The sequence below is a fragment of the Streptomyces sp. R28 genome, assembly GCF_041052385.1.
Lineage (GTDB): Bacteria > Actinomycetota > Actinomycetes > Streptomycetales > Streptomycetaceae > Streptomyces.
In genome coordinates this window covers 9,363,611-9,376,763 of the sequence record NZ_CP163439.1, presented here as the reverse complement: position 1 = coordinate 9,376,763, position 13,153 = coordinate 9,363,611, and the positions used below count along the sequence as shown (strand labels likewise).

Sequence of the window (13,153 nt, the reverse complement as noted above, 5' to 3'; positions counted from 1 at the left end):
GCCGGTGCGCGTGCGGTGTCAGCCGCCGGTGGCGAAACCGGGGAAGAGTGTCATCCCGCCGTCCACGAAGAGCGTGGCGCCCACCACGTAGTCCATGAGGTCGGAGGCGAGGGCCACGGCCGCGAGCGCGATGTCCTCGGGGTCGCCGACGCGGTCGTAGGGAATCAGCTTGAGGAGGTCCTCGCGGGCCTCGGGCGTGTCCCAGGCGCCGCGGTTGATGGGGGTCTGGATGGCGCCCGGGGCGATGGCGTTCACGCGGACCTTCTTCGGCGCGAGTTCCTGGGCGAGCGTCTCCATCATCATCTGTACGCCGCCCTTGGACGAGGCGTAGTTGACGTGCCCGGCCCACGGGATGACCTGGTGCACGGAGCTCATGCAGATGATCTTTCCGGCCGCCCGCGACACCTCGGGGACGACGCCGCGCCGCAGGAACTCCTTGGTTGCCTCCCGGGCACACAGGAACTGCCCGGTGAGGTTCACGTCGAGGACCTTCTGCCACCGGGCGAGCGTCATCTCGGTGAGCGGGGCGTCGCGCTGGAGACCGGCGTTGGCCACCAGGATGTCCAGGGTGCCGAACTCCTCGACGGTCCGGTTCACCATGGCGACGACCTGGTCCTCGTCGGAGACGTCCGCCTCGTGGGCCACCGCCCGCACCCCGAGGGACTTGATCTCCTCGACCACCTTCTCGGCTTCCTCGCGGCCGGCCACGTAGTTCACGACCACATCCGCCCCGGCCCGTCCCATGGCCACGGCCGTCGCCTTGCCGATACCGGAGTTCGCGCCGGTGACCAGGGCCTTCTGACCCTTGAGCAGTTGGTCGGGGATCATGTCGCGGGACGCGCCCTCGGGGGAACTCACGATGACTGTCTCCTGCACTGCGAGGCCGAATCGCCCGGGCCGTGGCCCGGAGGTCGGCGCCACCCAATCACCGGGGGCGGACGGCGCAGCGCGCCACGAGCCGGAGTTGCGCCGACCGGCGGAGGATGTTCCCCCGCTCGCAGGCGGGTCCCCGGCCTCGGTCAAGTCAACCGCTCCACGAGCCCGATGCCGTGCGACAGCAGGTGGTTCGTGCCTGCCGAGCCTGTGCCCCGTGCGTCGGCCACCGCTGCACGGGGTTCTAGATCGGCCAGCCCGCGATGGTGTAGATCATCCCGACGATCCAACCGAGCCCGGCCAGCGTGGCGAGGACCAGCGCGGCCGTCACGGCACGCTCGACGGGGCGGTTCGGGTCGGCAAGGGGCTTCGGGGCACGGTGCGTCGTCATGCGCCCCAGCCTGCCGATCCCGGTGGGCGGGCCACATCCGTACGGGTACTCAGTCGACGTACTCAGTCCACCACGGCGCGGGCAGCGGACAGCGAATAGCGGGCTAAGGCGTCGGACTGGTCGCGTCCTTCAGTGCCTGTCGGCACAAGGAGTCCGCGCGGCGTGTCGTCTCCGGGAGTCGGTACTCGGGGGTCAGGGCGAGGGTGTGGGCGCAGGCGTTGGCGAGGCTCACGCGGTGGCCGACCGAGACGAAGACCGGTTTGACGGCGTCCCGGGTGCGCAGGGCGCGGCCGACCTCCTCGTCGCCCGCCATGAGCGGCGCGGACGATCCGCGTGGGGAGGCGGGGTCGTCGTAGGTGAAGGTGAAGGGGTTCTTGGCCACGCCGATCGTCGGCAGGCCGGTGAGGACGCCGAGGTGGCTGGCGAGGCCGAAGCGGCGGGGGTGGGCGAGGCCGTAGCCGTCGCAGACGACCGTGCCGGGCGCACAGGGCAGGGCGTCGAGGGCGGCCAGCACCGTGGGGATCTCGCGGAAGGCGAGCAGGCCGGGGACGTAGGGGAAGGAGATCCGGCCGAGGGCCGTGGCCTCGGCGACGACGTCGAGCGTCGCCGCGTCCAGGACGACCGCTGCCGCGGCGACCAGGTCCCGTTCGTCGTCGTAGGCCACGTCGACCCCGGTCACGTGCCCGGCTCCGGGTGGCGGCCCCGGCTCGTCGAGCAACACCCGCTCCCGCAGCTGGTCCTGGACGGCGCGGGCCTCTTCCTCGGTCGCGGGCCAGCCCGCGGGAATGCGTACGGTCGTCATGGTGGGGACGAGCGTACGGGGCCCGGGGCGGCCGCGACGGGCCCGGGGGTACGCTCGTGATCATGTTCGTACTGGAGCTGACCTACACCGCCCCGCTCGATGCCGTCGACGCCGTGCTGGAGGCCCATGTGGCGTGGCTCGACGAGCAGTACGAGAAGGGCGTGTTCCTCGCTTCCGGGCCCAAGAACCCCCGCGACGGCGGGGTGATCCTCGCCGTCGCGGGGGACCGGGCGCTGATCGAGGAGATCGCCGCGACCGACCCGTTCGTCGGCGCCGGCGTCTGCGCGTACCGCATCACCGAGTTCGCCGCCACGAAGACGGCGCCGGAACTCGAGCGCCACCGCGAGACGCCCGGCTGAGCCTCACTTGTTGCCCAGCGCCTGCTTGAGCTGGGTCTTGTTCATGTCCGAACGCCCGTGGATGTTGCGCTTCTTGGCCTCTTCGTAGAGCTGGTCGTAGGTGGGGCCCTGGGAGCCCTTGCCCGACCGCTGGCCGCCCCGCTTGCCCGAGGACATGTCCTGGGTGGACGTACGGCTGGCGGACTTGGACTCGCCGGACCGTGCGCGCTCCTTGTTCACCGTTCGCGCCGCGATCTCCTTGGCGCGCGAGGCGCTCTCGCCCCGGTCCTGGGCGCTCTCCTTGATGTGCTCGTACTGGCGTTCCCGCTTGGGGCTCGAACCGCGTGGCATGTCAGGTCACTCCTCTCGCAGTCGGCGCCCGAGTACCCACTTTCCGGCGTCAGCTCTCCAGCCGAGCGACCCGGCCCTTCTCCCCCGCGGCCCAGCAGCCCAGGTCCGGCGTGCAGTCCACGGTGTCGTACGAGCCGGTGTCGACGGTCCGCCAGGTGCGCCCGCCGTCCGTCGTCAGGTCGGTGCCGGTGGGGCCGACCGCGAGGGCGGCGATACGGCTGTGCGGGAGCCAGGCGACGCCGGAGCGGTAGGCGGGCGGGGGCGTGGCGGCGGGCGGCCAGCTGTGGCCGCCGTCTGAGGTACCTGCGGCGGCCTGCGGGGAGGCCTGGTCGGGGCGGTAGTCGCCGCCGACCGCGAGGCCGTGCGTACGGTCGCGGAAGGCGAGCGCGAAGACGCCGCGGGCCGGATCGCCCGCCGGAATCGGTGTGTCGGCGGCCGTCCAGGTCAGCCCCCGGTCGGCGGAGTGCAGCACACGCGCGCGTGCGGCCCCGCCGGTGGCCAGCCAGACGTCCTTCGACCCGGAGCTCACCAGGCACTGTCCGCTCGCCGCGAAGCCGGCCTCGCCCGCCGACGCAGCGGGCATCCCGTCGCTGGGCAGCACCTTCCAGGAGCGGCCGCCGTCGCCGGTCGACAGGATGCGGAACCGTCCGTCCACCGGGTCGCTCATCGCCAGCCCGTGGCGGCGGTCGAAGAAGGTCATGCAGTCGTAGAAGGCCCGCGCGTCGGTGTTGCGGAAGGACTCGGTCCAGGTCGCGCCGCCGTCCTGCGTGCGGTACACGCGGGACGCCTCACCCTCTCCGATGGCCAGCACCACGGCCCGGCGCGCGTCGAACGCCTCGATGTCCCGGAACTGCAGCTCGGCGGCGCCGGGCGGCGAGACGTTCCGCCAGGTGGCGCCGCCGTCGGTGGTGCGCAGGACGGTGCCCTGGGTTCCGGCCAGCCACGCCGTGTGCCGACTCACCGCGGACAGCCCGCGGAAGCGCACCTCGGGCGTGCCGCCGTCCTTGAGCTCCCAGTGCGGCGCCCGGCGCTCCGGTTCGCGCGCCTGCGCGGGTACGGCCGTCAGCGCGGCCAGCGCCGCCCCGCACGCCACCCCCGCGGCCATTGTCCGAAACGTACGCCCCGACCATCGCGTGCTCCCCGAACGCCTCATGGCGGGCGAAGCTAGCCCACCGCCCCCATGTCGTCCAGATGGCCTCGCTGACCACATGTGACTTTCCCGGCACGGGAGGACGAACGGGCCACTCCCATGCATGACGGCGGTGACAGAGGTCACTCGATTCCGGGGTGCACGGATTGGCTGATTCCAACGTCTCTACCAGTGCCCGGTCTCGTCCGCCGCAAGTTCGTCCAGCTGTCACAAGGGAGCATGGCGTTGTCCACCGTAATCGAGCAGCCCGTTGAGGCCCGTCTCGTCGCCGCCGCGCCGCGGATGCCGAGCATTCCCGCGACCCTTCACTACGACCGGCGCGATCCGTTCGCCGTCCGCATGACCTTCCCGGCCCCGGCCACCCTGGAGGGCGTGGAGGTCTGCTGGACCTTCAGCCGCGAGCTGCTCGTGGCCGGCCTGGAGGGACCCGAGGGCCACGGCGACGTCCGGGTGCGGCCGTACGGCTTCGACCGTACGGTCCTGGAGTTCCACGCGCCCGAGGGCACGGCGGTCGTGCACATCCGCTCGGGCGAGGTCCGGCGGTTCCTGCAGTCCACGAGTGAGCTGGTGCCGCTGGGTCTGGAGCACCTCCAGCTCGACCTGGACCGTGACCTGGCGGAACTGATGCGGGACGCCTGCTGACGGGGGGGGTTCTCGCCCCCGCCGCCCCTACCCGTCCCATCCTGAAGGGGCGCCGCCCCTTCGACCCCGCCAGGGGACTCCGCCCCCTGGAGCCCCATCGGCCTGAACGGCCTCGTCCTCAAACGCCGGACGGGCTGGAGTGCCTGGACCGGCGTCGAGACGTCGCGCCTGACCCTGCGCTCGTTTAATTCCGTTGACAGCCCCGGGCCCCCCTTCTACCGTCTACAACGGTTCTGTTGCCGCCGATTGGAGAAGGACGTTGCTCGTCTGAGGTCCTGAGACACCGCGTCACACCTGAGGTGTGTGGCGCTGCGTGCGACCTCGGCGTTCGAGCCGTCCTCCGGAGCAGGGCCCTTCTCATGCCTCTGAGCCCTCCGAGGCCTCCCCGTTGGTCGCCGGTGTCTCGATACGCGTTTGCCCTTGATCGCTTCGAGCATCCGCGGAGGCCCGTATGTCTACTTCCATCACCTGTACGTCCCTCTCCTTCACCTGGCCCGACGGCACCCCCGTCTTCGAGGGCCTCGACGTCGCGTTCGGCCCGGGCAGAACCGGGCTGGTCGGCGTCAACGGGTCGGGGAAATCAACCCTGCTGAAGCTCATCGCCGGTGAACTCACCCCGGCCGACGGCGCCGTGCGCGTCGCGGGCGAGGTCGGCTGTCTTCCGCAGAACGTCACCCTCGACACCACCCTCAAGGTCGACGAGGCCCTCGGCATCGCGGCCCAGCGAGCCGCGCTGCACGCCATCGAGGCGGGCGACGCGGCCGAGGAGCACTTCGAGACCGTCGGCGACGACTGGGACGTGGAGGAGCGTGCCCTCGCCACACTCGGCGAACTCGGGCTCGGCCACGTCGAGTTGGACCGCACGATCGGCGAGGTGTCGGGCGGCGAGTCGGTGCTCCTGCGCCTGGCCGCCCTGTTGCTGCGCCGCCCGGACGTCCTACTGCTCGACGAGCCCACCAACAACCTCGACCTGTACGCACGCAGGCGGCTCTACGCGGCCGTCGCCGCCTGGCCGGGGGTGATGGTGGTGGTCAGCCACGACCGCGAACTCCTGGACCTGGTCGACCAGATCGCCGATCTGCGCTCCGGGGAGGTCACCTGGTACGGCGGCAACTACTCCGCCTACGAGGAGGCACTCGCCACCGAGCAGGAGGCGGCCGAGCGCATGGTGCGGGTCGCCGAGGCCGATCTGAAGAAGCAGAAGCGCGAACTGGTCGACGCCCAGGTCAAGTTGGCCCGGCGCAAGCGGTACGGGCAGAAGATGTGGGACCAGAAGCGCGAGCCGAAGATCGTCATGGGTGCGCGCAAGCGGGCGGCGCAGGAGTCCGCCGGCAAGCACCGCATCATGCACGAGGAGAAGCTCGCCGAGGCAAAGGAGCGGCTCGACGACGCGGTGGACGCCGTACGGGACGACGACGAGATCCGCGTCGACCTGCCGTACACGGCCGTACCGCCGGGGCGGACCGTCCTCACGCTGATGGACCTGGAGTTGGCGTACGGCGCGCGCGTGTCCGGCGGCTTCGATCTGCGCGGACCGGAGCGGATCGCGCTGATCGGGCGCAACGGCGCGGGCAAGACGACGCTGCTGCGGACGATTTCCGGGGAGCTGCCGCCGGTGTCGGGTGAGGCGACGGCACATGTCCCGCTCCGCTTCCTGCCGCAGCGGCTCGACGTGCTAGACGGCGAGCTGTCGGTCGCCGAGAACGTGGCCCGGTTCGCACCGGGCGCCACCAACAACCGGGTCCGGGCGCGACTGGCCCGCTTCCTGTTCCGGGGCGCCCGCGCCGACCAGAAGGCGGCCACACTGTCCGGCGGCGAACGCTTCCGGGCGGCGCTGGCCGCGCTGATGCTGGCCGAGCCCGCGCCGCAGCTGCTGATGCTGGACGAGCCCACGAACAACCTGGACATGGCGAGCGTACGGCAGCTCACCACGGCCCTGGAGTCGTACGAGGGGGCGCTGATCGTGGCCAGTCACGACCTGCCGTTCCTGGAGTCGATCGGCATCACGCGCTGGCTCATGGTGGAGGACGGTGAACTCAAGGAGACCACGCCAGAAGCGATCGGGGATCCCGCCTGACTTCGGCTTCAAAAGTCGTCGGCGTCTTCTGCACGACGCGGTGGAGTCGCAGCGGCAGCTGAACGACCGACATCCACCCGGGGGTCGCTGGCTGCCGGGGCGGTCCGCTTCCCGCCGTTCGCCGCCGGCAGGGGGCAGGGGGCAGCCGTAGACCTGGGGCCGGACGAAGGTCGGGACGGGAGCCGGGACGGGAGCCGGGTGATCTTCGAAGGGACTCCACTCCAGCTGCTCGAAGCCCTCGACTCCTTCACCGCGGAGCATCTCAGGAGGGCCACAGCCTGACCACAAGGGTTTTGTACGGGCGGGTAGGCCCTGCATGATGGCGGGTCGGTGCCCCGTTCATCATGGGCGCCGCAACCTGCCACCGATCCGGAGATCCCGTCGTGCCCAGCAAGAAGGCCCTCGTCCGCCGCCCGAGCCCGCGCCTCGCCGAAGGGCTGGTGACGCACATCGAGCGGGAGAAGGTCGACGTCGATCTCGCGGTCGAGCAGTGGGAGGAGTACACGGAGGCCCTGCGCACGCACGGCTGGGAGACGATCGAGGTCGAGCCGGCCGACGACTGCCCCGACTCCGTGTTCGTCGAGGACACGGTCGTCATGTACAAGAACGTCGCGCTGATCACCCGGTCCGGTGCCGAGGCCCGGCGCGACGAGACCATCGGCGTCGAGGAGGCCGTGGCCTCGCTCGGCTGCTCCGTGAACTGGGTCTGGGAGCCGGGCACGCTGGACGGCGGCGACGTGCTCAAGGTCGGCGACACGATCTACGTCGGCCGCGGCGGCCGTACCAACGCGGCTGGCGTCCAGCAGCTGCGGGCCGCCTTCGAGCCGCTGGGGGCGCGGGTCGTCGCCGTACCGGTGAGCAAGGTGCTGCACCTGAAGTCGGCGATCACGGCGCTGCCCGACGGAACGATTCTCGGGCGCATTCCGCAGCTGGACGTGCCGTCGCTGTTCCCGCGCTTCCTGCCGGTGCCCGAGGAGTCCGGGGCGCATGTGGTGCTGCTCGGCGGCGACAAGCTGCTCATGGCCGCGAGCGCGCCGAAGACGGCGGAGCTGCTCGCCGACCTCGGCCACGAGCCCGTTCAGATCGACATCAGCGAGTTCGAGAAGCTCGAAGGATGTGTGACATGTCTCTCGGTGCGGATGCGGGAACTGTATGCATGACCGACTGAACGAGTCACGCTTTCAGCCCCGGGACCTGCGCGTCCTGGGGCTGTGCGCATACCCGTGAAATGCGGGCGGCACGGCGGCTGATCAGCACTCTTTACATCGCCCTTAACCTACGGCTTCGTAACCTACGGTTTCGTAGCCTACGATCCCGTAGGTTCCGGCAACCGCTCGCCGGCCACATGCCCCGTGTTGTGCGTCCCCCTGGAGTTCCCGTGACGATCGCTTCCCCTCACCTCGGCAGCCCCGCCGTCTGGACCGACGCCCGACTGCTGTACGCGCTGGAGGAAGTGGTCGAGAAGGAACTCAACCGGCATCTGCAGGTCGCCAAGGACTGGATGCCGCACGAGTACGTGCCGTGGACGGACGGCCGCAACTTCCCCGGCCTCTTCGAGGACGGCGAGGCCTGGGACAAGGAGCAGTCCAAGGTCACCGAGGTCGGCCGGATCGCGCTCGTCGTGAACCTCCTCACCGAGGACAACCTCCCCAGCTACCACCACGAGATCGCCTCGCTCTTCGGCCGCGACGGCGCCTGGGGCACCTGGGTGCACCGCTGGACCGCCGAGGAGGGCCGGCACGGCATCGTGATGCGCGACTACCTGCTCACCTCGCGCGCGGTGGACCCGGACAAGCTGGAGCAGTTCCGCATGTCCCACATGAGCGAGGGCTTCGAGTCGGACAACCGACACTCGATGCTGCACTCGGTCGCCTACGTCGCCTTCCAGGAGCTCGCGACCCGCATCTCGCACCGCAACACCGGCCACCAGTCCGGTGACCCGGTCTGCGACCGCATGCTGGCGCGCATCGCGACCGACGAGAACCTGCACATGGTCTTCTACCGCAACCTGCTGAAGGCGGCCTTCGAGCTCGCGCCGGACCTCACGATGCAGGCGGTGCGCGACGTGGTCGTCAACTTCCGCATGCCCGGCCACGGCATCCCCGGCTTCGAGCGCGCCGCCGCGCAGATGGCCATCGGCGAGGTCTACAACATGCGTATCCACCACGACGACGTGCTCCAGCCGGTCCTGCGCCACCTGAAGGTCATGGAGATGGACGGCTTCGGCCCGGAGGGCCAGAAGGCCCAGGAGGAGCTGGGTCTGTTCATGGGCGGCCTGGACGCGGAAGCCCTGAAGTTCGACGAGAAGCTGGCGGCTCGCAAGGCCCGGATGGCGGCTCGGGCCGGGGCTTGAGAGCGGCGGGCGCCGAGGGCCGTCGCTGCGGACCGTGGCAGTGCCGTGCTCTGACGGCTGACGGCTGACGGCTGACGGCTGACGGCTGACGGCTGACGGCACAAGGATCCGGGGCACGGGCCGGGGACTCACGGCGCGAACACCGGGGTCGCCGACCGAAGGCATTCAGCGCGGGCTGAGGGCGAGGCTCCCGGTCCTGGGGGCTCCGGCGCGCAGCGTTCCGGGAGAGGGCTGCCGGGCCGGAGGGCAGAGGGCCTGCCGGGGCGCCCCGGCAACTGGACGCCGCCGCCCGACGGCGTGCGAGTGGCTCGGTGGCCGGCTGACGGTGGCGCCGACGGCTCGCGCGCCGGGCGCCCCCGCACACTCAGCCACTTCCAGCCGACACGCCGCGCAGCCTCCAGCCCACCAACCCACCCCCTCAGCGGCTCACTCCAGGCGCCGGCTCACGGTGGCGGCGCCCGGGATACGCCCGCACAGGGCGCCGCAAGGTCGGCACATCGCTGTCGATGGCACGCCCACCTCTTCGGCGCGCCCTCCGGCTACCGGCTCACCCACGACCCGGCCGACCGGACGGTGACGGTGGACATCACGCAGGCCCCGGAGGGGTGCGGTTCATCTGTCCGTGCCGGTTCCGCGCAATGCGGTCGGCGGCGTCGGCGGACGGGCCGGCGCTCGCGCTCGCGGTCACGGGCCGGGACGTGACGGTTCAGCGTGACGTACGCCTGAGCTCCAGGCGCTCCTTCTCCGACAGGCCGCCCCAGACGCCGAAGCGTTCGTCGTTGTCGAGCGCGTACTCGAGGCAGGCGGAGCGGATCGGGCACAGGCCGCAGATCCGCTTCGCCTCCCGTACGGAGCTGCCCGGCTCGGGGAAGAAGAAGTCCGCCCCGGTCTGCGCGCACAACGCCTCCTGCTGCCAGTCCAGGTCGGGCGGGGTGATCGTTGTGATCGTTTCGGTGTGCATACGCAGGATCGTGCCGGTCGGCGAAAAACGTTCGATCAACGCGGGATCAACGCCGCGCCGCGGGGCCCCCGGCCGACTCGATGGTCTCCCTCCGAGCACTGCGGCGCACGGCGGCGCGCGGAAACGGGTGAAAAACAGGAACAGGTGAAGAACAGAAAGGTCCTCGTTGGTCACCCAGGTGACCGCGGCGGTCGACGCGGTCGGCGGCAGCGCTCCGGCAGCACTCCGGCGGCGATTGTCAGTGGGCGGTGCAAGACTCGGCAGAGCAGACAGCACAACGGACAACGGACAACGGGAACCTTCCGAGGAGGGCGATGATGCTCACCACCCGTTACGTCACCGGCGCGCCGAACTGGATCGACCTCGGCACACCGGACATCGAGGGCGCCGGTTCCTTCTACGGCGGCCTGTTCGGCTGGCGGTTCCGGCCGGGCGGGCCCGAGACCGGCGGCTACGGCCTGTTCCAGCTGGACGGCAGGACGACGGCCGGCGGTATGCAGACGACCGAGGAGCAGGGTCCGCCCTCCTGGACGGTGTACTTCCGGACGCCGGACGTGGACGCCACGGCGAAGGCGGCCGAGCAGGCGCACGGCTCGGTGCTGGTGCAGCCCATGGACGTGATGGACCTGGGCCGCATGGCCATCCTCGCCGACAAGGCGGGCGTGCCCTTCGGTCTCTGGCAGCCCGGCACCAACAAGGGCCTCGACGTCGTCCAGGAGCCCGGCTCACTGTGCTGGCTGGAGCTGTACACCACCGACGTACCGGCCGCTGCGGGTTTCTACCACGCGACGCTCGGCATGGAGACCTTCGCCCTCGACTTCTACGGCGGCACCTACACGACGTTCAGCCCTGCCGGGGAGGGCGAGGACGCCATGTTCGGCGGGGTCGTCGACAAGGCCGACGATCCGGCGGAGGCGCAGGACCCGGCGTACTGGCTGCCGTACTTCGAGGTCACGGACACGGACGCCACGGTCGCCAAAGCGCAGGAGCTGGGCGGCTCGGTCCGGATACCGGCCACGGATTTGCCGGACGTCGGCCGTATCGCCAAGCTCAGCGACCCGTACGGGGCACGCTTCGCGGTGATCAAGAGCGCGCCGCCGCAGAGCTGAGGGCACGGGACGGGACGCAGGGCTCCCGTCGGACGACCTAGGCGGACGCGCGCCGCACCAGTGTGGTCGGCAGTACCACGCTGGACGGTGCGGCGCCGACGCCCTGCTCGGCGGCGCGCCGGTCGAGCCCCCGGAGCAACAACCGGGCCATCAACCGGCCCATCTCCTCTATGTCCTGACGAACCGTCGTGAGCGAGGGCTCGGTCTGTTCCGCGACCGGCAGCATGTCGTCGAACCCGACCACGGCGACGTCCTGCGGCACCCGGCGCCCCGACTCGCGCAACACCCGCAGAGCCCCGGCCGCGGTGAGATCGTTCGCGGCGAACACGGCATCCAGGTCCGGGCAGCGCTGCAGGAGCTCACGCATCGCCCGCTCGCCGCCGGCCGGCGTGAAGTCGCCCTCGACGATGAGCCGCGGATCGGCGTCGACCATGACATCCCGGTAGCCGTCGAGCCGGTCCACCGCCGACGTCTGGTCGAGGGCGCCGGTGATGTGCGCGATGCGGGTGCGACCGAGGCCGGCGAGGTGGCGTACGGCGTCGCGGGCGCCGCCACGGTTGTCGCTGTCGACGTACACCACGCCACGCCGGTCGCCGCTCCAGTCGGGGCGTCCGCCGAACACGGTGGGGACTCCGGCGTGCTGGATCAGGCCGGGCAACGGGTCGTCGAGGTGCAGTGAGAAGACGAGCGCTCCGTCGACATGCCCGCCGGCGAGGTAGCGGCCGACGCGGGCGTGGTCGTCCCGGCCCTCCGTCAGGAGCAGTACCAGCTGGTTGTCATGCGCCGTCAACTCCTTGCTGATCCCCCGGAGTTGCAGCGCGAAGAAGGGGTCGGCGAAGACGCGGGTCTCCGGTTCGGCGACGATCACGGCGACGGCGTCGTGCCGCCGGGTCACCAGGCTGCGGGCGGCCTGGTTGGGCACGTACCCGAGCTCCTCCACCGCCTTGCGGACCCGCTCCACGAGCGGCTCCCGCACCCCGTCCCCGCCGTTGACCACCCGGGACACGGTGGCCCGCGAGACCCCGGCCCGTGCGGCCACGGCCTCCAGGGTGGGGCGCTGGGCGGTGTCGGTCACTTCGGGGCTCCTCGTGGCTCCTCGTGGCTGGGTGCGGATCAGGATAGCCGCGACGGGAACCGGGTGAGAGCGCTCTCGGATCACCGAAACCGCTCCTGGAACTCACGCCAGCAGATCCACTCGCCGCCCGACACCCTCCTCCTCCGCCGCCCGATACGCCACCCAGCTCAGCGCCAGGTCCTGCCAGGGCAGCCCGACCGGCGCGTAGACGGTGCGGCCGTCGGCACTCACGCGCCCCGGATGCTCACCCCGCACCACCTCGCCCAAGGTCGCGTCGGCGGTCCCGCCGTGCGCCAACGCGCCCATGCTCACCGCGAGTTCACGGTCGTCGACCACGACCGTCGCGGCCTCCAGCAGATCGACCGCCAGCTCCGCCTTGTCCGGCTCGTCCGCCCCCAGGCTCGTGAAGTGCTGGCCCTCCCTGGTGTCCGCCAGGCGCAGCAGCGGCTTTCTCGACCACGTCGCCGACAGGACGAGGTCGGCGGCAGCGGCTACCTCCGCCACGCAGGACAGCACCCGCCCACCGTGTCGCCCGGCGAACTCCGCGGCGCGGTCGGCGGAGGTGTCATGTACGACCAGGCCTGCGCGAGGCCGTAGCGCGGCGAGTCCCCGTACCACCAGCTCGGCCTGGGCCCCCGCCCCGATCACCCCCACCAACGCGCCCGGACCGGCGAGCAGATCCGTCCCCAGCGCCGCCGCCAGCCCGGTCCGCCATGCCGTGACCGTCGCCGAGTCGAGCAGGGCGAGCAGCTCGCCGTCCACGCCGCTGTGCAGGCAGATCACCCCGCGCAGGGCGGGCCGGGCGCCGGGGAACTTGGCGTTGACCTTCATCGTGTAGGCCGGGACGCCGGGCAGCAGGCCCGGGATCAGGGCGGTGGCCGTGCCGGGGAAGGGCAGGTCCGTAACTACGCGCTGTCCCGCGATCGGCCCACTGTCCGCAGACCGGAAGCCCTCCCGCAGGGCCTTGATGCAGGCCTCCGGCTCCAGTACGGCTTCCAGATCACTGCGCGTCAGGAGGAGAGTCACCCGTC

Annotated in this window: 14 protein-coding genes; 6 read left to right on the top strand and 8 right to left on the bottom strand. The window is 71.2% G+C overall.

Annotation, left to right across the window (positions count from 1 at the left end; all coding sequences use genetic code 11):
- Positions 1-18: 18 nt before the first annotated feature.
- From AB5J49_RS41140 to AB5J49_RS41130, 3 genes are all read right to left on the bottom strand, one after another.
- Complete coding sequence (locus tag AB5J49_RS41140; protein ID WP_369175432.1) at positions 19-828, bottom strand: SDR family oxidoreductase; 810 nt, start codon at positions 826-828, stop codon at positions 19-21.
- A 289-nt stretch (positions 829-1,117) separates the two neighbouring features.
- Positions 1,118-1,264, bottom strand: coding sequence for a morphogenic membrane protein MmpA (gene mmpA / locus AB5J49_RS41135; RefSeq protein WP_369173975.1), 147 nt, complete (start codon positions 1,262-1,264; stop codon positions 1,118-1,120).
- A 103-nt stretch (positions 1,265-1,367) separates the two neighbouring features.
- Positions 1,368-2,066, bottom strand: a complete 699-nt coding sequence (locus AB5J49_RS41130; RefSeq protein ID WP_369173974.1) for an endonuclease V — start codon at positions 2,064-2,066, stop codon at positions 1,368-1,370.
- Positions 2,067-2,128: 62 nt separating this feature from the next.
- Between AB5J49_RS41130 and AB5J49_RS41125 the strand changes: the two genes are divergently transcribed.
- Positions 2,129-2,425 (top strand): YciI family protein, encoded by a 297-nt coding sequence (locus tag AB5J49_RS41125; protein WP_369173973.1) that lies wholly within the window; start codon positions 2,129-2,131, stop codon positions 2,423-2,425.
- 3 nt (positions 2,426-2,428) lie between these two features.
- On the opposite strand, the gene AB5J49_RS41120 is transcribed toward AB5J49_RS41125, so the two are convergent.
- Positions 2,429-2,755, bottom strand: a complete 327-nt coding sequence (locus AB5J49_RS41120) for a plasmid stabilization protein (RefSeq protein WP_369173972.1) — start codon at positions 2,753-2,755, stop codon at positions 2,429-2,431.
- Positions 2,756-2,804: 49 nt separating this feature from the next.
- Positions 2,805-3,860 (bottom strand): WD40/YVTN/BNR-like repeat-containing protein, encoded by a 1,056-nt coding sequence (locus AB5J49_RS41115; RefSeq protein ID WP_369173971.1) that lies wholly within the window; start codon positions 3,858-3,860, stop codon positions 2,805-2,807.
- Between the two features lie 270 nt (positions 3,861-4,130).
- Between AB5J49_RS41115 and AB5J49_RS41110 the strand changes: the two genes are divergently transcribed.
- From AB5J49_RS41110 to AB5J49_RS41095, 4 genes are all read left to right on the top strand, one after another.
- The gene (locus AB5J49_RS41110; protein ID WP_369173970.1) at positions 4,131-4,547 is read left to right on the top strand and encodes an SsgA family sporulation/cell division regulator; all 417 of its coding nucleotides are present in this window, start codon (positions 4,131-4,133) and stop codon (positions 4,545-4,547) included.
- 451 nt (positions 4,548-4,998) lie between these two features.
- Positions 4,999-6,624 (top strand): ABC-F family ATP-binding cassette domain-containing protein, encoded by a 1,626-nt coding sequence (locus tag AB5J49_RS41105; RefSeq protein ID WP_369173969.1) that lies wholly within the window; start codon positions 4,999-5,001, stop codon positions 6,622-6,624.
- 383 nt (positions 6,625-7,007) lie between these two features.
- Complete coding sequence (ddaH, locus tag AB5J49_RS41100; RefSeq protein ID WP_369173968.1) at positions 7,008-7,784, top strand: dimethylargininase; 777 nt, start codon at positions 7,008-7,010, stop codon at positions 7,782-7,784.
- A gap of 218 nt (positions 7,785-8,002) precedes the next feature.
- On the top strand, positions 8,003-8,977 hold the full coding sequence (locus AB5J49_RS41095) for an acyl-ACP desaturase (protein ID WP_369173967.1): 975 nt from the start codon (positions 8,003-8,005) through the stop codon (positions 8,975-8,977).
- A 706-nt stretch (positions 8,978-9,683) separates the two neighbouring features.
- Here the strand turns inward: AB5J49_RS41095 and AB5J49_RS41090 are convergent.
- Positions 9,684-9,938, bottom strand: a complete 255-nt coding sequence (locus AB5J49_RS41090; RefSeq protein ID WP_369173966.1) for a WhiB family transcriptional regulator — start codon at positions 9,936-9,938, stop codon at positions 9,684-9,686.
- A gap of 317 nt (positions 9,939-10,255) precedes the next feature.
- Here AB5J49_RS41090 and AB5J49_RS41085 point away from each other — a divergent pair, with 317 nt between their 5' ends.
- The gene (locus AB5J49_RS41085) at positions 10,256-11,047 is read left to right on the top strand and encodes a VOC family protein (RefSeq protein ID WP_369175431.1); all 792 of its coding nucleotides are present in this window, start codon (positions 10,256-10,258) and stop codon (positions 11,045-11,047) included.
- Between the two features lie 37 nt (positions 11,048-11,084).
- On the opposite strand, the gene AB5J49_RS41080 is transcribed toward AB5J49_RS41085, so the two are convergent.
- On the bottom strand, positions 11,085-12,122 hold the full coding sequence (locus tag AB5J49_RS41080) for a LacI family DNA-binding transcriptional regulator (protein ID WP_369173965.1): 1,038 nt from the start codon (positions 12,120-12,122) through the stop codon (positions 11,085-11,087).
- A gap of 102 nt (positions 12,123-12,224) precedes the next feature.
- A complete protein-coding gene (locus AB5J49_RS41075; protein ID WP_369173964.1) occupies positions 12,225-13,148 on the bottom strand; it encodes an ornithine cyclodeaminase family protein in 924 nt (307 codons plus the stop codon).
- Positions 13,149-13,153 lie beyond the last annotated feature (5 nt).

Excerpts from the sequence above, each read along its gene's own strand:
- AB5J49_RS41105 (WP_369173969.1), top strand. The coding sequence starts at position 4,999 with ATGTCTACTTCCATCACCTGTACGTCCCTCTCCTTCACCTGGCCCGAC.
- mmpA (WP_369173975.1), bottom strand. The coding sequence starts at position 1,264 with ATGACGACGCACCGTGCCCCGAAGCCCCTTGCCGACCCGAACCGCCCC.
- AB5J49_RS41125 (WP_369173973.1), top strand. The coding sequence starts at position 2,129 with ATGTTCGTACTGGAGCTGACCTACACCGCCCCGCTCGATGCCGTCGAC.
- AB5J49_RS41085 (WP_369175431.1), top strand. The coding sequence starts at position 10,256 with ATGCTCACCACCCGTTACGTCACCGGCGCGCCGAACTGGATCGACCTC.
- AB5J49_RS41120 (WP_369173972.1), bottom strand. The coding sequence starts at position 2,755 with ATGCCACGCGGTTCGAGCCCCAAGCGGGAACGCCAGTACGAGCACATC.
- AB5J49_RS41090 (WP_369173966.1), bottom strand. The coding sequence starts at position 9,938 with ATGCACACCGAAACGATCACAACGATCACCCCGCCCGACCTGGACTGG.
- AB5J49_RS41115 (WP_369173971.1), bottom strand. The coding sequence starts at position 3,860 with ATGGCCGCGGGGGTGGCGTGCGGGGCGGCGCTGGCCGCGCTGACGGCC.
- AB5J49_RS41130 (WP_369173974.1), bottom strand. The coding sequence starts at position 2,066 with ATGACGACCGTACGCATTCCCGCGGGCTGGCCCGCGACCGAGGAAGAG.
- AB5J49_RS41140 (WP_369175432.1), bottom strand. The coding sequence starts at position 828 with ATGATCCCCGACCAACTGCTCAAGGGTCAGAAGGCCCTGGTCACCGGC.